Source organism: Enterococcus sp. FR204, from assembly GCF_031143325.1.
Taxonomy (GTDB): Bacteria; Bacillota; Bacilli; order Lactobacillales; family Enterococcaceae; genus Enterococcus_B; species Enterococcus_B faecium.
Map to the genome: position 1 here is coordinate 1 of NZ_JAKZIW010000001.1, position 20,208 is coordinate 20,208.

Sequence of the window (20,208 nt, forward strand, 5' to 3'; positions counted from 1 at the left end):
TAAGGCTGTGACAAAAGTCGCATCACAGCTCCTTTTTCCGAATAAACGGCGTTCTTGAAGCTGACCACTTCTGTCACAACCTCCCTTAAATCTGAATCTATATTTTTTGGTATTTGTTTTTATTTGCTTGCCTATTCGACAAATTCAAATTCAAACTCACCGATACGTACAAGGTCGCCATCTTTCGCACCGCGTGCCCGAAGAGCTTCATCCACACCCATACCACGTAATTGACGAGCAAAACGCATCACTGTTTCATCATGATCGAAATTTGTCATTTGGAATAATTTTTCGATCTTCTCACCAGATAAGATCCACGTTGCATCTGAATCACGATCGATTTGGAACTCAGGACCTTCTGGATTGAATCCATAGTGTACAGTTTCTTCTTCCAGTTCTTCTTCGTACAATGGGAATTCTGGCGTTACTTCTAACAAATCTGCTGTAGCATTCAATAACGCGTCCAATCCTTGTCGAGTCACTCCAGAAATTGGAAATACTGGGATGTCATCAGCAAATTCATCTTCTTTTTCCTTGTTCAGCTGTTCTTTGAATTTCACTAGATTTTCCTGTGCATCCGGCATATCCATTTTGTTTGCCACGATGATTTGCGGACGCTCTAGCAAGCGTAAGTTATAAGTAGATAATTCTTTGTTGATGGCAAGATAATCTTCATAAGGATCTCGTCCTTCCATCCCACTCATATCGATCACATGTAAAATTACTCGTGTTCTTTCGATATGACGAAGGAATTGTGTACCCAGCCCAACACCTTGCGAAGCTCCTTCAATCAAGCCTGGCAAGTCTGCTGCGGCAAAACTTCTGCCATCACTTGTAGTAACCATTCCTAGATTAGGGACGAGCGTCGTGAAATGATAAGCGCCGATTTTTGGACGAGCAGATGAAATAACGGATAGTAAAGTCGATTTCCCGACAGATGGAAAACCTACAAGTCCAACGTCTGCCAATACTTTCAATTCTAGTTCGATTTTTCGCTCTTGTCCTGGTTCACCGTTTTCAGCAATTTCCGGTGCAGGATTCCGAGGAGAGGCAAAACGGATATTCCCTCGTCCACCGCGTCCACCTTTTGCCACAACTAGTGTTTGACCATTTTCAATTAAATCTCCTAAAAGAGCACCAGTCTCCGCATCTCGGACAGTGGTTCCTTGTGGTACTTTAACATAGGTATCTTCTGAACCACGACCGTGCATCCCTTTACTCATCCCATTTTCACCTGGCTGCGCTTTGAAATGGCGATTGAACCGAAAATCCATCAATGTACGTAACCCTTCATCGACGATCAAGATGACATCGCCGCCACGACCACCGTCTCCGCCAGCCGGTCCGCCGTCAGGAACGTATTTTTCGCGACGAAATGCAACCATTCCGTCTCCGCCCTTGCCAGCTTTCACATCGATCGTTACTTGATCTAAAAACATGGACATAATTAAGTCCTCCTATTATTCATTTATTTATTTGACTGCCTGAATTTCCACAATAAACAAAAGTCTTACTTATTTTATCGGTGAAATCTGATTTTGTCTATCATTTCAGCAAAAAGATTGTTTACCTTCTTCTTTTTTTATCATTTGGTAAGGTTTCCAACCTTTTTTCTGCTACCAAGTATAATTTTTTGACAAAATATTCTTTGCGTAGCAGAATAACAGTGTATTAATTGTATTAATTGAGGATGCCGTTTCACAGCACCCCTAATAAAGGAGGAACTTTTGATATGACAGTAAAAGTAGGTATTAACGGATTTGGGCGTATTGGCCGTCTGGCTTTCCGCCGCATCAAAGAAGTCTCAGATGATATTGAAGTAGTAGCAATCAACGACTTAACAAGTCCAACTATGTTAGCACAATTATTGCAATTTGACTCTACTCATGGTACTTATCCTGGCACAGTTACTGCAACAGAAGACTCAATCGTAGTGGATGGCGAAGCAACTCGTGTTTATGCAGAACCCGACGCAAGCAAAATCCCTTGGGCAAAAGAAAACGGTGTAGATATCGTACTAGAATGTACTGGTTTTTATACATCTGAAGAAAAAGCAAAAGCGCATTTAGATGCTGGTGTCAAACGAGTAGTTATTTCTGCCCCAGCTGGTGCTATGAAAACCATCGTCTATAACGTTAATGATGATACATTAGATGAAAACGACAAAATCATCTCAGCAGGTTCATGTACAACAAACTGTTTAGCACCTATGGCTTATTTCTTAAATAATGAATTTGGGATCGAAGTTGGTACAATGACAACAGTTCATGCCTACACTTCCACACAAATGCTCTTAGATGGACCTGTAAAAGGCGGTAATTTGCGTGCTGCTCGTTCAGCTGCTGACAATACTATCCCACATTCTACTGGTGCTGCGAAAGCAATCGGCTTAGTTATCCCTGAGCTACAAGGAAAATTACAAGGACACGCACAACGTGTTCCAGTCGTTGATGGTTCATTAACTGAATTGGTTTCAGTATTGAAAACAAAAGTAACTGCTGATCAAGTAAACGAAGCAATCAAAAAACACACAGTTGACAATCCTTCATTCGGGTATGATGACCGTCAAATCGTTTCTAGCGATGTCATTGGAACAACTCAAGGTTCGATCTTTGACCCAACGCAAACAGAAGTAACAACTGCTGGTGATTTCCAACTTGTTAAAACTGTTGCATGGTATGACAATGAGTATGGATTTACTTGCCAAATGATTCGCTTACTAGAAAAATTCGCTAACTTGTAATTTGATAGATCAATCGATAAAAGAAGCCTTTGACTGGATCCAGTCAAAGGCTTCTTTCTTTTCATCCCCTACTTTTAAACTCGTTCAATGAACATATTGGCTTAAAAATTGTTGGACTACTTGCTGATATTTTTCAGGATCTGTCTTGTATGCTTCCGCATGCTCGGCTCCTTTTACAACATACTTTTCTTTTGGTCCCTTCGTTGCACGATAGACCTTATCTAACATTTCAAATGGTACAAATGTATCTTCATCTCCATGTATAAAGAGCATTGGGCGCTGGTTTTTCTTCAATTGTTCCACTGCATTTGCTTCACCGAAAAAGTAGCCAGCACGGACTTTTGTCACTAGACTCGTTACTTGCATAAGCGGAAATGCTGGAAGACTAAACATATCGTCTAGCTGATAGGCAAGCTCATCATGAACGGAAGAATAACCGCAATCTTCAATGATTGCTTTCACATTATCTGGTAGTTTTTCTCCGCTAGTCATCATAACTGTTGCTGCTCCCATGCTGACACCGTATAGAACGATTTCTTGCGATTTTCCATTGTTTTCTAGCACTTTGTTTATCCACTGTACATAGTCTTTACGCTCTGGCCATCCAAATCCAATGTAATCCCCTTCGCTTTTTCCATGTCCTCTTGCATCAGGAACAAGGACATTGTAACCCATATCATGAAACATCTTTGCGTAATTGGTCATCGTTTCAGCGTTTCCCATATAGCCATGAGCCACAAGAGCTGTTTTTTCACTTTTCGTTTCAGCAGGAAGATAAATCGCTGATAATTTCAGACCGTCTTTTGAAGTGATGGTCCAATCGCTTCGGTTTTCTTTTGAACTAAACCATTTATGTGCATCCGTTTCTTTGGATGTCTGTGTTGTACCAGGTGTATCTTCGTCTAAAAAGTCTTTCTCAGAAGGCACAACAGCATAATTATAAAAATAATTCCCTGCAAACACTAACGCAACAATCAGAGCTAAAGCGACGCCTAAAAGGATTTTCATCCAAAGTTTCATAAATCATCCATCTCATTTCTCTTTTTTCATATAACCTTGAATTAGTATAATCAAAGAATCTCTACTATGCAATGTTCATTTTTATAACCTATAAAAAAACAAAATAAAAAAGCAGAAATAACTGGCTATTTCTAGCGGATTATTTCTGCAATAACTAATTATCTATTTTTTATTTTCAATTAATTTAAAGCTTGACCATGGTTTCAAAAAGTCAAGGAGGAATAATTCGTCATCGGAGATTCTTCCTACAACATTGACACGTCCGTCGTTTTTCATATCCTTCAAGGCGATTTGTGTTTCTCCTTTGTATTGACCGTACCCTTCATTGTCAATCAGTACATCCCCATGATGCATATCTCGCGTATTATGAGGCGGGAAATCTTTATCTTTGTAGTATACACGAGTCATCGTTGAACGAAGGATATATTCTGAGCGATCCCCTCGATAACTATGAAGGTTATCAAACAAGCAGATTCGTTCGTTTTCTGTAATACCTTCTTCCGTATCTACTTTCAATGTTGGATAATCCGCGTTAAATGCTTCTGCCATTTCTTTCAATTCTTCTTCACTTGCGTACGCATTTCCAATAGAAATATCATCAATCAATCCTGTAAGGATTAAATGCTTCACTTGTGTCGCAATTTCAAGATCTCGGTGGTCTTCCAGCGTGCACAAGCCATCTTGCGTAGGCCAAGGGCCAAACTCAGCAGATTGCGAATTGACGAATGCCATCGTATTCAAATTATATTTTCTGAATTTTTCTGAACAAAAAACAAAGTGTTCGTATCCTAAACCAGAGTATCGATGAGGATAAAGATTATGAGAACCTAATAAATTATCCGTGTTTGGCGAATAACTCATGATGTTGTCAACGTAATTCGTGCCCGAACTCATATTGATCTCGATTTTGATACCAAAAGGATTGCGCGTCATTTTTGCTTCTTCTGCTCCTGTGAATCCGATATCTAAGCGGACCCCGTAGGCACCCATCTTATGGAAAAAAGATAAGTCATCGTAAGAAATCTCCAACTGTTCAAATAACGCTGGATTGATATCAACCATTACTTCCATGCCTAGGCTATTCGCGTAATCAACTACTTCTTTAAATTCTGAAAGAACTTTTTCTTTATCATCATTGATCTGCAGCAAACTGGTAAAAACCCGTTTATACCCATACTTATGAGCTAAATCCAAGTACGCTTTGTCCTTTTCAAATGTTGACCGTTCTGGATAAATCGAGATTCCTAATTTTCCCATATTACCATTTCCTCCTGCATCTTTTCGTTTTTGTATCCACTTACATTATAGCAAACACAAAGTAAATGGTCTACACCTTTTCTTTTTCTTTTAAAATAAATGATAAATTCCAATAATTTAAGTAGGTATTTTCCCTCTATTTTGTTATCATTAAAGATAACAAAATAGTAAATTGGAAAGGAACAGTTATGAAGAAAAATAAAGTTATTTTAAGTATTAGTTTAGCAGTAGCATTGCTGTTTGCTGCTGGTTGTTCTGCAAACAACACGACTTCTTCTAGTTCGTCTACAGAAAGTTCAAAAAGTACATCTACTGCGGAAAGCACGACTGCCAGTAGCGTCGATTTGAACGCATTGGAATTACCACAATTGACGAAAGATGTCGCCGAAAATGAAGATCTGGTTGAAATGGTGACGAATAAAGGCACAATCAAAATCAAATTATTTCCCGAATACGCACCAAAAGCGGTTGAAAACTTTATGACACATGCAAAAGACGGTTACTACAACGGACTGACTTTCCATCGCGTCATCAAAGATTTCATGATCCAAGGTGGCGATCCTAAAGGCGATGGCACTGGAGGGGAAAGCATTTGGGGAGAAGGATTTGAAACAGAGATCAACAACCACCTTTATAATATAAGAGGTGCGTTATCTATGGCTCGCTCACAAGATCCTAACAGTAACGGCAGCCAGTTCTTTATCGTTCAAAATACAGATGATATGCATGATGGTCTTTTAAAAGACGACTATCCTCAAGCAATCATCGACGCTTATAAAAACGGCGGTTATCCTTCACTAGATGGCCATTATACTGTCTTCGGCCAAGTGATTGAAGGAATGAATGTCGTGGATGCTATTGCAAATATCGAAACAGATAGTTCAGACAAACCAAAAGAAGAAGTAAAAATCGATAAAATCAATATACTGCAAGAAGCAAAACAAAAATAAAAAAATAACGTCTGAATCCCGCATAGATGACAACGTATGCTAGGATTCAGGCGTCTTCTTTTTACATAAAAAGCAAGTAAGCTTCCTTCTGTTTTGCTATATCAGGTTTTATAGTCAAGCATTTTGGTTGACGATGAACGTGAACTCGCACTCACAGACTTTTTTATCATCTACATATGCTGCAGATAACGCTGTACCGACTGATCCCTTCATTTTGGTGATTTCAAAATGACATTTCAGTACATCTCCTGGAACAACTTTTTGACGGAATTTGGCCTTATTGATCCCACCGATATAAGCTCTTTTTCCTAGAAACTCTTCTGATTTTAGGATAAGTATCGAACCTGCTTGTGCCAGTGTTTCTAGAATCAACGCACCCGGCATCACTGGATTGTCAGGAAAGTGACCTTGGAAAAAATCTTCATTGATTGTTACATTTTTTGTCGCAACAATCTTTTTTCCTGGTTCTAAAGTATCTACATAATCAATATAACAAATAGGATAACGATTAGGAATCAATTCCATTACTTCAGTAGCAGATAATACGTAAGACATAATTAAACTCCTTCTTTCAGGCAATTGCCATTTTCATTACTTTGACTATCAAAGTATCATATTCCTAAATATTTAGCAATCTTTTTTTAATTTAAGAAAAGATAGTTTGACAATCAAAACATTTTGACTAATAATTAAGAAATCAAGAAGTTATTTTAGCTATTATTCTCTATTTTTTTACGACTATCAAATTTTTATCAGAAACAAAGGAGAGTCATTATGTCATTTCTAGAAGGAAAAAAAATCGTCATTATGGGCGTCGCTAACAAAAAAAGCATTGCTTGGGGTTGTGCTGAAGCAATGTTGAAACAAGGGGCAGAAATTATCTATACTTACCAAAATGAACGAATGAAAAAATCATTAGTCAAATTGGTCGGCGAAGAAGCATTCACTGTAGAATGTGATGTTTCTAGCGACGAAAGCATCGAAAAAGCAATGAATGCCATCGGTGAATATGCTGGGGAGATCCACGGCCTTGTCCATGCAGTTGCTTACGCCAACAAAGAAGAATTGTCCGGAAATGTGTCTGATATTTCCAGAGACGGCTATCAATTAGCTCAAGATATCAGCAGCTACTCTTTAATTGCTGTATCAAAATACGCACAACCGTTTCTTGCACCAAACAGCGGGATCGTTAGCATGACTTATCTAGGTTCAGAACGCGCAATCCCGAATTATAACATGATGGGTATTGCGAAAGCTTCTCTTGAAGCTGCTATCCGTTATTTGGCAGCTGAGTTCTCGCCTAAAGGAATTCGGGTCAATGGAATCTCAGCTGGGGCAATCAAAACATTAGCTGTCACAGGTGTTAAAGACTATCAAAAACTGATCCAGTTATCTGAATCTCGTACGCCTGATCAGCAAGGTGTGACGATCGAAGAAGTCGGTAATGCTTGTGCTTTCTTAATCAGCCCACTTTCCAGCGGAATCATCGGTGATATTATCTACGTTGACAAAGGTGTCCATCTTTCATAAACTTTTGTTGCATTCTTTAAAGTAAAACATATAAAAATCAGGAAAAAACTTTTTAAAGTCTCTTCCTGATTTTTTCTTTTTACGTTTTTTTCAACTCATTACTTTGAAATTATTCCACGACTTCAATCCAGCCTTCTGGTGCTTCTATGTCTCCAAATTGAATACCTGTCAATTCATCATACAACCGTTTTGTTACTGGTCCTACTTCCGTTTCACTATAAAATACATGAAGATTGTTATTGTGATAAATCCCACCGATTGGAGAAATAACAGCCGCTGTACCACATGCACCAGCTTCTGCAAATTGATCTAGATCATCAATGAAAATATCTCCTTCAATTGCTTGCAGTCCTAGTCGTTCTTCAGCTAACTGCAACAAGGAATATTTCGTGATACTTGGTAAGATAGAGGGCGATTGCGGAGTGATGAATTTTCCGTCTTTTGTAATTCCAAAGAAATTTGCTGCACCTACTTCTTCGATTTTCGTATGTGTGGCTGGATCAAGATAAACACAATCTGAGTAATCCAGTTCTTTTGCTTCTGTTCCTGGAAGTAAACTCGCTGCGTAATTTCCGCCGACTTTTGCTGCACCAGTCCCCTTAGGAGCAGCACGATCGTAATCAGATACAATAAAATTCGTTGGTTTTAGTCCACCTTTGAAATACGCTCCTACTGGCGTACAGAAGACGACAAATAAATATTCTGGAGCTGGATGGACACCAATGTTTTCACCGACCCCAATCAGTAAAGGGCGCAAGTATAATGTAGCGCCTGTTCCATAGGGCGGCACAAAATCTTCATTTGCTTTTACCACTTGCTTGACAGCATCAACGAACATCTTTTCAGGGACCATTGGCATCAGCAATCGTCTAGAACTTTGATTCATCCGTCGACTATTTTGTTCAGGTCGAAAGAGATTGACCTTGCCGTCTTTTCGACGATAAGCTTTTAGACCTTCAAAACATTGCTGACCATAATGAAGCGCTGGAGAGCCTTCATGAATCGTCAGGTAATTATCTTCTGTCAATTCTCCTTCTTCCCATTGTCCGTCTTTCCATTTGGCAATAAAACGCCAAGGAGTTTTGATATAAGAAAAACCTAGATTGTTCCAATCGATTTGCATATACTTACCACCTTCGTTATTTTCTCCACATTTTATCATTATCCATATTATTTGTCATTTTATTTTCAGCTTTTTTCCTTCATTATAGTTATTTTTGCTATTTCCTTTTTTGAATACTTCTTGGTACAATACAGAAAGAATCAAATTTTAGAAAAGAGGATTTTATGTTTTCATTATTAGCAACTGCCGGTACGACAGACTCTTCTGGCGAGACATTGACAGATCAAGCTGTCAGCAAAGTAAATGCGTTTCAGCGGTTTTGGGACGGGATTGATTGGGACGCCATTTTGGCTGCCTTTATCCAAAAAAGTTTATATCTGATTTTTTTGATCGTCCTTTTTTGGATTCTTCACCGTGTGGGAAAATATCTGATTGATAAGTCTTTTAATCAGTATTCTAAAAAAGCCATTCTAAACGAGAGCCGCTTAAAGACTTTACATAGTCTTTTAAATACTATTCTTCATTATACCCTTGGTTTCTTTTTTATCTATGCAATTTTATCTGCTATCGGTGTGCCGATCGGATCACTTTTGGCTGGTGCCGGAATTGCAGGTGTGGCAATCGGTCTTGGTGCCCAAGGGTTCATGAGTGATGTTATTACCGGATTTTTTATTATCATGGAACAACAGATGGATGTTGGGGACTACATCAAGCTAGCAAACTTAACGATTGAAGGAACCGTCGTATCTGTTGGTATCCGTACCCTTCAGCTGAAAGCAACGGATGGTACTGTCCATTTCATCCCGAATCGAAACATCACCACGATCAGCAATCTCTCTCGTGCAAATATGCAAGTACTTTTAGATATTCGGATTGTTCCTGAAGAAGGATATGACAAAATCTATGAGATCATTGATCGAGTAAATCGTACATTAGCTGAAAAATACCAAGAAGAGCTCCAAACTGAACCTTCTATCTTTGGATTAGTGGATCTTGGAAACAGCAATTTTGCGATTCGTACGGTCTGCTACGCATTGAACGGAAAACAATATGCCTTAAAAGAAGAGTTCTTGAGCTCCTATGTCAAAGAATTGACAGCTTCTGGTTTCACGATTCCGAACAGTCCAATTGCTGTCGGAAAATAATTTGGACAAACGATGCAACGAATCTCACTAAAAAGAGCGTGGGTCAAAAGTAAAGAACACTTTTGTCCCACGCTTTAAACACGTATAAACGGCGGAAGCAGAAGCAATTCCTTCGGAAATAAGCTGAAATTCACAAAAATTTGAAAAGTAATTTTCGTGAATTCCTTCTTATTTCTTGGAGTTAAACGCTTTTGTCCCAGCCTCTTTTTCAAGATAAAGTCAAAACTGGTACGCTGTTTTTTCTACTTATTTTTTGATTATCTTTTAGTTTCTCGTTCTTTAGCTCACGATATCGATTTGTTCTTTTAATTCTTCGATTTTCGGAGACAATATATTACGACGTTCTAATTCATGCACCATGAAGTTTACGGCTTTAAGCAGCTCTTTTCTTGTAATGATTCCTTTGAAAATCCGATCTTCTGTGACAACCGGTAAAAAAGGCGAATCGACTAACAAATGGAGTACTTCTTCTAGTTCCCAATTTTCATCAATTGTCGGAACATCTGTTTCTGTCACATCAGCAACCGTTAGTCCTTCTAACGGGTCCATGCTGATTGTTTGCAAGTCAATCATTTTATTGACCACATCTGATAAACTTACTAGTCCTACAAAGTGATCATCTTTTCCTAATACAGGAATTTTGGAATAACCGACCTTCGATAACACAAGTAAACCATGGGATAATGGATGATGATACATAACATTTGCCACATTTTCTGCAGGAATCAAAAACGTTTCCTGATTTTCCAGCAGCATTTCTCTTACTATAGGTCCAATCATCTGATGGCCTCCATTTCTATTTCATTCAACACTACTATTTTACCGAAACCGGATGCAAAATTCATAAAATAAAGCTTATTTTTATTAAAAATTAGAGTTTTTTTATTCAGCGCTCTCTCGAAAAAGAAAAGGCCAACTCTTCAACTGCCTGATGGGCACGGTTATAGTATTGAACAGAAATTTGGTCATCTAAACTTTCGATAAGAGCATATGATGGGATTTGGATCGGGCCTCTAGGCTGAGAAATGCTACCAGGATTCAAAAACAGGATTTTCTGATCCATCTCACAGCCTATTTGATGGGTATGACCAAAAAACACCATATCGGCAGTTGCAGCTCGAGCTTCGATTGCTAACTGTGTCAAACCAAATCGGACATTCGATAAATGACCGTGAGTCATGAATACTGTATCCTGACCAGTTTGGATCACTTTTTTCTGTTCGAATCCTGGTCCATAATCACAATTACCTTGAACCACTTGGAATGTATCCCATAATGGGTCAGAAGCTTCTAATTCCGAATCACCACAATGGAAAAAGATATCCACTTCAGAACGATAACGATCTACTAAGTCAACGAGGATATCTCTGTCTCCATGATTATCACTTACTACTAAATACCGCATCTATCTCTCTCCTTCCAGCCATTGTTTCCACTCGGCACTCAATTTTTTCATTGCTTGAGCCCGATGACTGATCTTGTTTTTTTCTTCGCTCGATAATTCTGCTGCTGTTTGTTTCTTACCTTCTGGGATAAATAAAGGATCATACCCAAAGCCATTTTCGCCAGATGGTATACGGGCTACTCGACCGGGCCATTCCGCTTCTACTACAAGGCTGTCTTTTTTGGGTGCCGCGAATACTAATGTACAATGGAATTGTGCTGTTCTTTTTTCATCCGGCACATCTGTCAATTCATATAATAATTTGGCGTTATTCCCCGCATCACTTTTTTGTTCCCCTGCAAAACGTGCAGAATAGATTCCTGGCATACCGCCTAAAGCATCGACTTTCAAACCTGAATCATCTGCTAAGACTGGCTGATCAAGCAATTGTGCAATCGTTTCTGCTTTTAATCGGGCATTTTCTTCAAATGTGCTGCCAGTTTCTTCCACATCTGGCAATTCAGGATAGTCAAGTAATGTTTTTACATGATATCCCGCTTCTTTGAACATATTTCGAAACTCTTCTGCTTTTCCTGGATTTCTTGTCGCAATGATGATTGTTTTTGTTTCTTCTATCCGCTCATCATTTTGAGCAAACTCTGTTAGCAAAGCATGTTTTTGCTCTTTGATCAAATCTTCAATCGCGTTTTTTCCAAAAAAGAGCATTTCATTCAACTGTTCACCATCAAACGTTGCTTCTTCTCCAGTTCCTTGAATCTCCACGAATTTTCCAGATTCTGTCATTACAAGGTTCATGTCTACAAGTGCTGCGGAATCTTCTTGGTAATCCAAATCTGTGACGCAAGTCCCATCTGGTAAGATTCCTACGCTAACTGCAGCAAGATGTTCTTTGATTGGATCTTCTGACAATTCTTTTTCTCTTAAAAGTTTTTCAATGGCTAATTTCAATGCCACGAATGCCCCAGTGATACTTGCTGTTCTAGTACCGCCATCCGCTTGGATCACATCGCAGTCTACGATGATACTACGTTCTCCTAATTTTTCCAAGTCTACTACTGCACGCAAGGAACGACCAATAAGACGCTGGATTTCCATTGTTCTACCAGAAAGTTTTCCTTTGCTGCTTTCTCTACGATTTCTCGTACTCGTTGCTCGAGGCAGCATACTATATTCTGCTGTCACCCATCCTGTTCCTGTTTCTCTCAAAAAGGGAGGTACAGAATCTTCTATTGTTGCAGAACAAATAACTGTTGTATCACCAAAACGGATCACTACCGATCCTTCTGCATATTTGAAAACATTTGTTTGAAGCTCCAGTTTGCGAAGCTCTTGGGCTTTTCTCCCGTCATGACGCATCCTTATTTTCCTCCCAATTCAATATGATCTACATTTAGGTGTCCGATTCCAAGCCAGTCTTCAGCTATTTCCTCGAAAAGTTTGGCAGAGCCAGTTGTATAAAACTGGCATAATGTCCGACCATTTTGCGGTGAATTGCTCAGATTGAAATAATCTAACAGCATAGATACTTCACCTACTGTTTCTGCTCCAGAATCGATCAGTTGAACATTTTCTCCCACTACATTTTGAATGATGGGGCGTAATAATGGATAATGGGTGCATCCCAAAATCAATGTATCGATTTTTTTAGTGGTTAAAGGAGCTAATGTTTCTGCCACAATTTTTTTCGCCACCGATGAATGGTATTCATTACTTTCGACAACTGAAACAAATTTGGGACAAGCAAGACTTGTCACAGTCAATTCTGGCACTTTCTCTTTCAGTGCTTTTTCATAAGCTTGACTTTTTACCGTACCAATCGTACCGATAATGCCAACTTGTTTATTTTGTGTTTTTTTTACTGCCGCTCTAGTACCGGGAAGGATCACACCGATGACTGGAATAGAAAGAGCAGCTTTGATTTCTTCTAAAGCCACCGCAGTTGCGGTATTGCAGGCGATCACCAGCATCTTGATTCCTTGCTCCACCAGATAATCCGTCATTTCCCAAGTATACTGGATTACCTGTTCCGCGGGTCTAGGGCCATATGGGCAGCGTGCTGTGTCTCCTACAAATAAAATATTTTCATTCGGTAATTGTTTCAGGGCTTCTTTTACTACAGTCAAGCCGCCGACACCTGAATCAATAAATCCGATAGGGCGATTATCTGTCAATCGTATCATCCTTTTTTTCAATAAATTCTATCCTCCCTATTGTGTACTTTTTAGCGTGAATTTTCAAGTGCTCTTACTTGCTTAAAACAATCGAAATCTCTTTTTTTCGAATGGAAAGAGGAAAAGCGGTTGTGACTTTAGTTTGCCACAACCGCTAAAAGAATCATCTATTAATAACTGTACCGTCTCTTTTCCAAGTAACCGGAAAGCAGAGAAAGCGCGTAACATACCACGAAGTACATGAGTGTCATGATGATGAACATCGGAAGCACATAATTGGTGTTCTGTCCATAAATAATACGTGCCTGATGAGAAAGTTCAGGTAAAGAAATGATTACTGCTAATGAAGTATCTTTGATCAGTGAAATCAATTGGCTCACAATTGCCGGGATCATTGATTTAAATGCTTGCGGTAACACGATCGTTCGCATCGTTTCTACATAAGTCAGTCCCGTTGATAATCCTGCTTCCATCTGTCCTTTTGGAACAGCATTGAGTCCAGCTCGGAAAATTTCCGACAACATAGCTGACTCAAAAATCGTTAATGCTGCGACAGCGGACCAGAAGATGTTCATCTGAATGCCGATTTGAGGTAAGGCAAAGTAAGTGAAGAAAATGATCAATAATAATGGAAGATTCCGTATAATATCAATCACTACACCAAGGATTTTGGAAAAGAAAGGGATATCCGCAAAACGAATCACACCTGTCAGACCACCGATCAAGAAACTAAAAATGATCGAAAACAATGAAACTTCAACAGTAACCTTTAATCCTTCCAATAAAAAACGGATATTCATCCATGAAAAAGCGCCGCTAAAATCCATGTATTTCCCCTCCTTCTATGAACGAACCGCCCATTTTTTCTCAAGATAAACCATTAAGTAAGATAACGGTAGCGTGATAACTAAGTAAAATAACCCAACGATGATATACGTATCGAAGGTATTGAATGTTTCACTGGCGATCAAGTCTCCTTGATACATCAAATCTAAACCAGCTACGATTGCTAAAATAGATGAATTTTTTACGAGGTTGATAAATTGGTTGCCTAATGGCGGAATAACGATTTTGAATGCTTGCGGTAAAACAATATAACGCATGATTTCTGAATAGGTAAAACCAGAAGATAGTCCTGCTTCTGTTTGACCTTTTGGTACGGTTTGAATCCCTGAACGTACTGTTTCAGCAATAAAAGCAGATGTATAGATCGTTAATCCAATCGTACCTGCTTGGAATCCATCTAGATTAAACCAATAAATCGGTACGACAACATAAAAAAACATCACGATGATTAATAATGGAACGTTTCTAAAAAATTCTACATATGCCTTTGCTAAGGCGCTCACTACTTTATTCTTTGATAATTGGAAGATTGCCATTAACGTTCCGATAATCAAACTAAACACAAGTGCTAAGACACTCGAAAACAATGTGATCTTGAACCCGTCGATAAAGATTGGTCCATAAGTCTGTATCAATTCGCTCATTGCCTCTCCCCCTTACTCTACTTTTCCTTCAGTTTCATTTGGAAACCATTTTTGATAGATTTTATCGTATGTGCCATCTGCATGCATTTCCTCTAGCGCTTGGTTAACAGCTTTCAAGAAGTTTTCTTGCCCTTTGTTGATCGCAATCCCGTAAGGCTCATTAGTAAACGTTCCACCAACTAACTCATACTCTGGATTTTCATCTGCAATCCCTAACAAAATCGCATTATCCGTAGTCATCGCGTCTCCCTGACCAGATTGTAAAGCAGTAAATGCTTCTGCATAGTTTTCTAATTCTAAAATTTTTGCATCTGGTGCATGCTGTCGGATATTCGCAGCCGATGTAGAACCCTTGACTGCTAGAACCGTTGTAGAAGCATTCAAATCATCTACACTTTTGATTTGGCTTCCTTTCTTTACCAACAAAGCTTGGCCAGCATCGAAATAGACATCTGAAAAGTCGACCTGTTTTTTTCGTTCATCTGTGATCGTCATCGTTGCAATAATTGCATCGATATTTCCGTTTTTCAATAATGGAATCCGAGTTTTAGAAGTGACTTCAACAAATTCTGTTTTTCCATTGTCACCAAGGATCTTTTTAGTGATTGCTTTTGCAATATCTACATCAAATCCTTGTACAGTTCTGCTCTCAATATCCATCATTCCAAATAATCGAGTATCATACTTGACACCCCAGATGATTTCATTGGTAGATTTGCTTCGCTCTAAAATATCTTCATTTGCCAACCCATTTCCTTTACATCCGGCTAGTGCAAGAAAAGCAATGCCTAAAAGGAAAATCAGGCGTATTTTTTTTAACCTGCGCATCTTTTTCCTCCTATCAATGATTGATAACTTTACTGATAAATTGCTGTGCTCGGACTTCATTTGGATTTTCGAAAAAGTCTCTCACATTTCTGCTGTCTTCCAATACTTCTCCATCAGCCATGAAGATAACACGATCCGCCACTTCTTTGGCAAAGCCCATTTCATGTGTCACGACAATCATTGACATACCGTCATGAGCCAATTTTTTCATAACGTCTAATACATCACCAATCATTTCCGGATCCAAAGCAGAAGTAGGTTCATCAAACAGCAGCATCTCAGGATTCATCGCTAAACCTCTGGCGATTGCCACCCGTTGCTGTTGTCCCCCGGATAACATGGAAGGATAAGAATCTTTCTTATCTAACATATTGACAGTTTTCAGAAATTTCTCAGCGTTTTTGACTGCAGTTGCCTGGTCTTGCTTTAACACTTTGATTGGTGCTAATGTAATATTTTCCAGAACGGTTTTATTAGGATACAAATTGAAATGCTGGAAAACCATGCCGATATTCTTTCGGACTTCTGTCAACTTTGTCTTTTTATCATGCAAGTCAGTATCATTAATTAGTAGCTTGCCTGAAGAAATCGTCTCTAATCCATTGATACAGCGAAGCATCGTGCTCTTTCCTGAACCAGAAGGACCAATGACAACGACAACTTCTCCTTTCTCGAATTCGAGATTGATATTTTTTAATGCGTGGAACTTGCCATAATATTTATCCACGTGATCAAATTTAATCATTGCCATAGAATTACACTCCCATTATTATTTAGTAAGATTTCTTTTAAAGATGTATAATAAAATACATTATATCTGATAGTTTAGTAATTTGTAAAGTTTCTTAGAACGTTTATTCTCCCATAAATATTTCTTCCATTTCTAATCTATTAGTTATTTTATCCTCTTTCCTTGTTTTTTCATTAGGAACTGTTGTTTCTTTTCAGGAAAAACGGTAAGATATTAAGTGCTCAGACTTACAAATCGTAAAGAGGTGTCTTTTTTGAAAAATATTATTTTAACGGGAGATCGACCAACTGGGAAGCTGCATTTAGGGCATTACGTCGGTTCTCTAAAAACCCGAGTGGCTATGCAGGCAGATGAAGACAACCAACTGTTTGTCATGATTGCTGACATGCAAGCACTGACAGATAATGCTAAAAATCCTGAGAAGGTTTCATCAAATGTCTTGCAAGTTGCTTTAGACTATTTAGCCGTGGGATTAGATCCTGCAAAATCTACTTTATTTATCCAATCACAAATTCCGGAATTAGCTGAATTAACCATGTATTATTTGAACTTAGTCAGCGTAGGACGCGTTCGGCGCAATCCGACTGTCAAAACAGAAATCGAACAAAAAAAATTCGGTGAAAGCGTGCCTACAGGATTCTTTATCTATCCTGTTTCTCAAGCAGCAGATATCACTGCATTCAAAGCGAATCTTGTACCTGTTGGTGAGGATCAAAAACCAATGCTAGAGCAGACACAGGAAATCGTACAAAGCTTCAATCATACATATGGTGAAGTCTTGGTGGAACCAAAAGGCGTATTCCCACCAAAAGGAATGGGTAGATTACCTGGAATCGATGGAAATGGCAAAATGAGTAAATCGTTAGGAAACGGTATTTATATCTCCGATCCTGCCGATGTCTTACAGAAAAAAGTCATGAGTATGTATACTGATCCAAACCACATCCATGTACAAGATCCTGGACAAGTAGAAGGGAATATGGTCTTCACCTACTTGGATGTATTCGGAACAGATAAAGAAGCAATTGAAGAAATGAAAGCTCATTACCGCCGCGGCGGACTTGGTGATGTAAAGATCAAACGATACCTCATTGATGTATTGGAAGCTGAATTTGCACCGATCCGTGCGCGCCGAGAAGAATTGGAAAAAGATCCTTCAGCTGTTATGGAAATCTTACGTAAAGGTAGTGAAGAAGCTGCTAAAGTAGCTGCACAAACACTTTCTGAAGTAAAATCAGCAATGGGAATCAATTACTTCCATTAATTCATTTACTCTAAAAAAGCAGGCTGTAAAGGCCTGTTTTTTTATCTCGTCTCTGTGCTATTCCTTTTTTAAAATCAAAAAAAGAGATGTGACGAAGTTGTGTCACATCTTTTTTTCAAATGTATGGTCTTCAAAAGCTACTTGATCGTTACTTACTATATTTTCCCTCTTAGCGAATACTTGCCTCTAGGTTTTCTACCAACGCTTTTTCGACTTTTTCCATTCCTTTATTGATTTCTTCATCTGTCAATGTTGCTTCTGGGTTGACGAATGTCAGGCTATACGCCATGGATTTATGTCCTTTTTCAATGTTTTCTCCTTGATAGACATCAAATAATTGGATATCTGTTAAAAATCTTCCGGCAGCAGAACGGATAACTTCTGTTAATTCCTGATTTGTCACAGTTTCTTTTACAAGCAAAGCGATGTCCCGGCTGACTGCTGGGAATTTTGTCACTGCTTCGAAAACGATCCCTTTTTGAGCAGCTTCCACTACAGCAGATAAATCAAACTCAGCAACATATGTTTCTGGAATATCATAACTTTTTGCAATCGTTGGATGCACTTGACCGACAAAACCAATAAATTTTTCGCCAAGGTAAATCGCAGCAGTTCTTCCAGGATGCATTTCCTTCATTTCTGTCACTGTTTGATAATGGACATCTTCAGTGATGCCTAGTTGTTCAAATAAGTTTTCTAAAAGACCCTTGATGGTGAAAAAGTCTACATTTTGAGCTTTCGTCTGCCAATCTTTTTCTTCCCAAATACCAGAAATAGCGATTGCTGCATGTTTTACTTCTTGCGGCAGATGTGTGCACGGATCATTTTCTTGGAAGAATACCCGCCCAATTTCATATAAAGCAATCTCTGTATTTTTTCGAGCAGTGTTATAACTGATATCATCTAATAATCCGCTGATCAAATTCATTCGCAATACAGAACGTTCTTCGCTCATTGGCCAGTCCAAACGTGTAATATTACTTTCATTTATAACAAACTGTCTTGATTTTTCTTCTGTTGTCAATGCATAACTGATTGCTTCGCTCAATCCGCTTCCTTCAAAGATTGTACGAATTTTACGAGTAGTTTTTTGTTCTTTTGACAAGCTTCCAGCAACCGTTTCTCCACTTGGAAGTGTAGATGGCAACTGGTCGTATCCATAAATACGAGCAACTTCTTCGATAATATCTGCTTCGATTTGGATATCCCAGCGTCTTGGCGGTACTACTACGGAATAAACATGATCCTTTTCTTCATAGCTAAATCCAAGTGCTTCAAAAATCTCATTTACTTCTTTAACGACAAGAGATGTTCCTAAATATTGATTGATGCGTTCAAGTGAAATCTTCACTGATACGTCTTCTGCTTTGATCTCTGAACCTTTGACCGCGCCTTGTAGAACTTCCCCACCCGCAAGAGAAACGATCATTGCTGCAGCAACCTCACTGGCTTCTCCAACAGTCGCATGGTTGATTCCTTTTTCAAAACGTGCAGAGGATTCACTACGCAAATTAAATTGTTTTGCTGTACGACGAATCGAAATTGGATCAAATAAAGCAGATTCTAGTGCAACTGTTGTTGTTTCATTCGTGATCTCTGAGTCTAACCCTCCCATGACACCAGCTAAAGCAACTGGTTCTTTGCCGTTAGTAATGACGAGATTGTCAGTTGTCAATTCCCGAGATTCTCCATCTAGTGTTACTAATGTTTCATTTTCTTTTGCACGGCGGACAAGGATCTCTTTTGATTTCAATTTTTCGTAGTCAAATGCATGTAGTGGTTGTCCGAATAAAAGCAAAATATAGTTCGTCACATCTACTACATTGTTGATTGGACGAATGCCTTCGTTCATCAAAAGATTTTGCAGCCATTGAGGACTTGGCTGGATTCTTACTCCTTCAATGATTCTGATTTGATAAGCAGGAACTGCTTCTTTATCTTCAACTTCCACTTGAATTTTATCGCTAGCAGGACGTGAGGATTCTACCAGCTTTTCGTCATCGAATGTAGGAGTCTGATGATAAATTGCCCCAACTTCATAAGCTACGCCACGCATTGACAATGCATCCGCACGATTCGGTGTGATAGATAATTCAATAATCGAATCATCCATATCCAAATAAGGAAAAACTGGATCGCCATTTACAGCTTCTTGTGGCATATAATAGATACCTTCAGCGTATTCTTTCGGTATAACACTATCTGAATAGCCAATTTCTTGTAATGAGCAAATCATGCCATTTGATACTTGGCCACGCATTTTTCCTTTTTTGATTTTTACATTACCAGCGATACGTGAGTTAGGAAGTGCAACAATCACTTTGATTCCAACCTTCACATTAGGCGCTCCACAAACGATTTGAGACAGTTCGTCTTCGCCAATATCGACTTGACAAATAGAAAGGTGATCAGAATCTGGATGTGGTACGCATTCCTTGACTTCGCCGACAACGATTTTTTTCAAGCCTTCTTCTGGAACCGTTACTCCCTCGACTTCGATTCCTGTCACAGACATTTTATCCGCTAATTCTTTTGGTGTTACATTCGATAAATCCACATAACGATTGAGCCATTTATATGAAACTAACATC

19 protein-coding genes are annotated in these 20,208 nt (G+C 38.8%); 5 read left to right on the top strand and 14 right to left on the bottom strand.

Annotated features, from left to right (window positions below; translation table 11 throughout):
- Positions 1–131 precede the first annotated feature (131 nt).
- The gene (obgE, locus tag RG571_RS00005) at positions 132–1,445 is read right to left on the bottom strand and encodes a GTPase ObgE (RefSeq protein WP_002295805.1); all 1,314 of its coding nucleotides are present in this window, start codon (positions 1,443–1,445) and stop codon (positions 132–134) included.
- 287 nt (positions 1,446–1,732) lie between these two features.
- Between obgE and gap the strand changes: the two genes are divergently transcribed.
- Positions 1,733–2,743: a type I glyceraldehyde-3-phosphate dehydrogenase gene (gene gap / locus RG571_RS00010; protein ID WP_002289734.1), complete on the top strand. Its 1,011-nt coding sequence runs from the start codon at positions 1,733–1,735 to the stop codon at positions 2,741–2,743.
- 84 nt (positions 2,744–2,827) lie between these two features.
- Here gap and RG571_RS00015 read toward each other — a convergent pair whose 3' ends face one another.
- Together RG571_RS00015 and RG571_RS00020 are read right to left on the bottom strand one after the other, a co-directional pair.
- Positions 2,828–3,763, bottom strand: coding sequence for an alpha/beta hydrolase (locus RG571_RS00015; RefSeq protein ID WP_002289735.1), 936 nt, complete (start codon positions 3,761–3,763; stop codon positions 2,828–2,830).
- Positions 3,764–3,925: 162 nt separating this feature from the next.
- Positions 3,926–5,020, bottom strand: a complete 1,095-nt coding sequence (locus RG571_RS00020; RefSeq protein ID WP_131774403.1) for a DUF871 domain-containing protein — start codon at positions 5,018–5,020, stop codon at positions 3,926–3,928.
- A 188-nt stretch (positions 5,021–5,208) separates the two neighbouring features.
- On the opposite strand from RG571_RS00020, the gene RG571_RS00025 reads away from it, so the two are divergent.
- Entirely contained in the window at positions 5,209–5,970 is a 762-nt protein-coding gene (locus RG571_RS00025; RefSeq protein WP_002376918.1) for a peptidylprolyl isomerase, read from the top strand.
- A gap of 114 nt (positions 5,971–6,084) precedes the next feature.
- Here RG571_RS00025 and fabZ read toward each other — a convergent pair whose 3' ends face one another.
- Positions 6,085–6,525 carry a 3-hydroxyacyl-ACP dehydratase FabZ gene (fabZ, locus tag RG571_RS00030; protein ID WP_002295797.1) on the bottom strand — a complete coding sequence of 147 codons (441 nt, stop codon included), beginning with the start codon at positions 6,523–6,525 and terminating at the stop codon, positions 6,085–6,087.
- A gap of 219 nt (positions 6,526–6,744) precedes the next feature.
- On the opposite strand from fabZ, the gene fabI reads away from it, so the two are divergent.
- On the top strand, positions 6,745–7,500 hold the full coding sequence (gene fabI / locus RG571_RS00035) for an enoyl-ACP reductase FabI (RefSeq protein ID WP_002295795.1): 756 nt from the start codon (positions 6,745–6,747) through the stop codon (positions 7,498–7,500).
- A 109-nt stretch (positions 7,501–7,609) separates the two neighbouring features.
- Here the strand turns inward: fabI and RG571_RS00040 are convergent, their stop codons facing one another.
- Complete coding sequence (locus RG571_RS00040; RefSeq protein WP_002376923.1) at positions 7,610–8,662, bottom strand: branched-chain amino acid aminotransferase; 1,053 nt, start codon at positions 8,660–8,662, stop codon at positions 7,610–7,612.
- 125 nt (positions 8,663–8,787) lie between these two features.
- On the opposite strand from RG571_RS00040, the gene RG571_RS00045 reads away from it, so the two are divergent.
- Positions 8,788–9,708, top strand: a complete 921-nt coding sequence (locus RG571_RS00045) for a mechanosensitive ion channel family protein (protein ID WP_131774401.1) — start codon at positions 8,788–8,790, stop codon at positions 9,706–9,708.
- A 279-nt stretch (positions 9,709–9,987) separates the two neighbouring features.
- On the opposite strand, the gene cbpB is transcribed toward RG571_RS00045, so the two are convergent.
- The 8 genes from cbpB to RG571_RS00085 form a co-directional block, all read right to left on the bottom strand.
- On the bottom strand, positions 9,988–10,488 hold the full coding sequence (gene cbpB / locus RG571_RS00050; RefSeq protein WP_002295789.1) for a cyclic-di-AMP-binding protein CbpB: 501 nt from the start codon (positions 10,486–10,488) through the stop codon (positions 9,988–9,990).
- A 106-nt stretch (positions 10,489–10,594) separates the two neighbouring features.
- Entirely contained in the window at positions 10,595–11,113 is a 519-nt protein-coding gene (locus tag RG571_RS00055) for a metallophosphoesterase (RefSeq protein ID WP_002288030.1), read from the bottom strand.
- On the bottom strand, positions 11,114–12,469 hold the full coding sequence (rph, locus tag RG571_RS00060; protein WP_195193777.1) for a ribonuclease PH: 1,356 nt from the start codon (positions 12,467–12,469) through the stop codon (positions 11,114–11,116). It lies immediately after the preceding gene.
- A gap of 2 nt (positions 12,470–12,471) precedes the next feature.
- Entirely contained in the window at positions 12,472–13,293 is an 822-nt protein-coding gene (gene racE / locus RG571_RS00065) for a glutamate racemase (RefSeq protein ID WP_002376926.1), read from the bottom strand.
- A 161-nt stretch (positions 13,294–13,454) separates the two neighbouring features.
- Positions 13,455–14,111 (bottom strand): amino acid ABC transporter permease, encoded by a 657-nt coding sequence (locus RG571_RS00070; protein WP_002324802.1) that lies wholly within the window; start codon positions 14,109–14,111, stop codon positions 13,455–13,457.
- A 15-nt stretch (positions 14,112–14,126) separates the two neighbouring features.
- Positions 14,127–14,774, bottom strand: coding sequence for an amino acid ABC transporter permease (locus tag RG571_RS00075; protein WP_002376928.1), 648 nt, complete (start codon positions 14,772–14,774; stop codon positions 14,127–14,129).
- Positions 14,775–14,786: 12 nt separating this feature from the next.
- On the bottom strand, positions 14,787–15,602 hold the full coding sequence (locus RG571_RS00080) for a transporter substrate-binding domain-containing protein (RefSeq protein ID WP_002288041.1): 816 nt from the start codon (positions 15,600–15,602) through the stop codon (positions 14,787–14,789).
- 13 nt (positions 15,603–15,615) lie between these two features.
- Positions 15,616–16,353 (bottom strand): amino acid ABC transporter ATP-binding protein, encoded by a 738-nt coding sequence (locus RG571_RS00085; protein WP_002288042.1) that lies wholly within the window; start codon positions 16,351–16,353, stop codon positions 15,616–15,618.
- Between the two features lie 253 nt (positions 16,354–16,606).
- On the opposite strand from RG571_RS00085, the gene trpS reads away from it, so the two are divergent.
- On the top strand, positions 16,607–17,617 hold the full coding sequence (gene trpS / locus RG571_RS00090; RefSeq protein WP_002288045.1) for a tryptophan--tRNA ligase: 1,011 nt from the start codon (positions 16,607–16,609) through the stop codon (positions 17,615–17,617).
- A 169-nt stretch (positions 17,618–17,786) separates the two neighbouring features.
- Here trpS and pheT read toward each other — a convergent pair whose 3' ends face one another.
- On the bottom strand, positions 17,787–20,207 hold the full coding sequence (gene pheT, locus RG571_RS00095) for a phenylalanine--tRNA ligase subunit beta (RefSeq protein WP_131774399.1): 2,421 nt from the start codon (positions 20,205–20,207) through the stop codon (positions 17,787–17,789).
- Between the last annotated feature and the right edge of the window lies 1 nt (position 20,208).

Excerpts from the sequence above, each read along its gene's own strand:
- obgE (WP_002295805.1), bottom strand. The coding sequence starts at position 1,445 with ATGTCCATGTTTTTAGATCAAGTAACGATCGATGTGAAAGCTGGCAAG.
- gap (WP_002289734.1), top strand. The coding sequence starts at position 1,733 with ATGACAGTAAAAGTAGGTATTAACGGATTTGGGCGTATTGGCCGTCTG.
- RG571_RS00015 (WP_002289735.1), bottom strand. The coding sequence starts at position 3,763 with ATGAAACTTTGGATGAAAATCCTTTTAGGCGTCGCTTTAGCTCTGATT.
- RG571_RS00020 (WP_131774403.1), bottom strand. The coding sequence starts at position 5,020 with ATGGGAAAATTAGGAATCTCGATTTATCCAGAACGGTCAACATTTGAA.
- RG571_RS00025 (WP_002376918.1), top strand. The coding sequence starts at position 5,209 with ATGAAGAAAAATAAAGTTATTTTAAGTATTAGTTTAGCAGTAGCATTG.
- fabZ (WP_002295797.1), bottom strand. The coding sequence starts at position 6,525 with ATGTCTTACGTATTATCTGCTACTGAAGTAATGGAATTGATTCCTAAT.
- fabI (WP_002295795.1), top strand. The coding sequence starts at position 6,745 with ATGTCATTTCTAGAAGGAAAAAAAATCGTCATTATGGGCGTCGCTAAC.
- RG571_RS00040 (WP_002376923.1), bottom strand. The coding sequence starts at position 8,662 with ATGATAAAATGTGGAGAAAATAACGAAGGTGGTAAGTATATGCAAATC.
- RG571_RS00045 (WP_131774401.1), top strand. The coding sequence starts at position 8,788 with ATGTTTTCATTATTAGCAACTGCCGGTACGACAGACTCTTCTGGCGAG.
- cbpB (WP_002295789.1), bottom strand. The coding sequence starts at position 10,488 with ATGATTGGACCTATAGTAAGAGAAATGCTGCTGGAAAATCAGGAAACG.
- RG571_RS00055 (WP_002288030.1), bottom strand. The coding sequence starts at position 11,113 with ATGCGGTATTTAGTAGTAAGTGATAATCATGGAGACAGAGATATCCTC.
- rph (WP_195193777.1), bottom strand. The coding sequence starts at position 12,469 with ATGCGTCATGACGGGAGAAAAGCCCAAGAGCTTCGCAAACTGGAGCTT.
- racE (WP_002376926.1), bottom strand. The coding sequence starts at position 13,293 with ATGATACGATTGACAGATAATCGCCCTATCGGATTTATTGATTCAGGT.
- RG571_RS00070 (WP_002324802.1), bottom strand. The coding sequence starts at position 14,111 with ATGGATTTTAGCGGCGCTTTTTCATGGATGAATATCCGTTTTTTATTG.
- RG571_RS00075 (WP_002376928.1), bottom strand. The coding sequence starts at position 14,774 with ATGAGCGAATTGATACAGACTTATGGACCAATCTTTATCGACGGGTTC.
- RG571_RS00080 (WP_002288041.1), bottom strand. The coding sequence starts at position 15,602 with ATGCGCAGGTTAAAAAAAATACGCCTGATTTTCCTTTTAGGCATTGCT.
- RG571_RS00085 (WP_002288042.1), bottom strand. The coding sequence starts at position 16,353 with ATGGCAATGATTAAATTTGATCACGTGGATAAATATTATGGCAAGTTC.
- pheT (WP_131774399.1), bottom strand. The coding sequence starts at position 20,207 with ATGTTAGTTTCATATAAATGGCTCAATCGTTATGTGGATTTATCGAAT.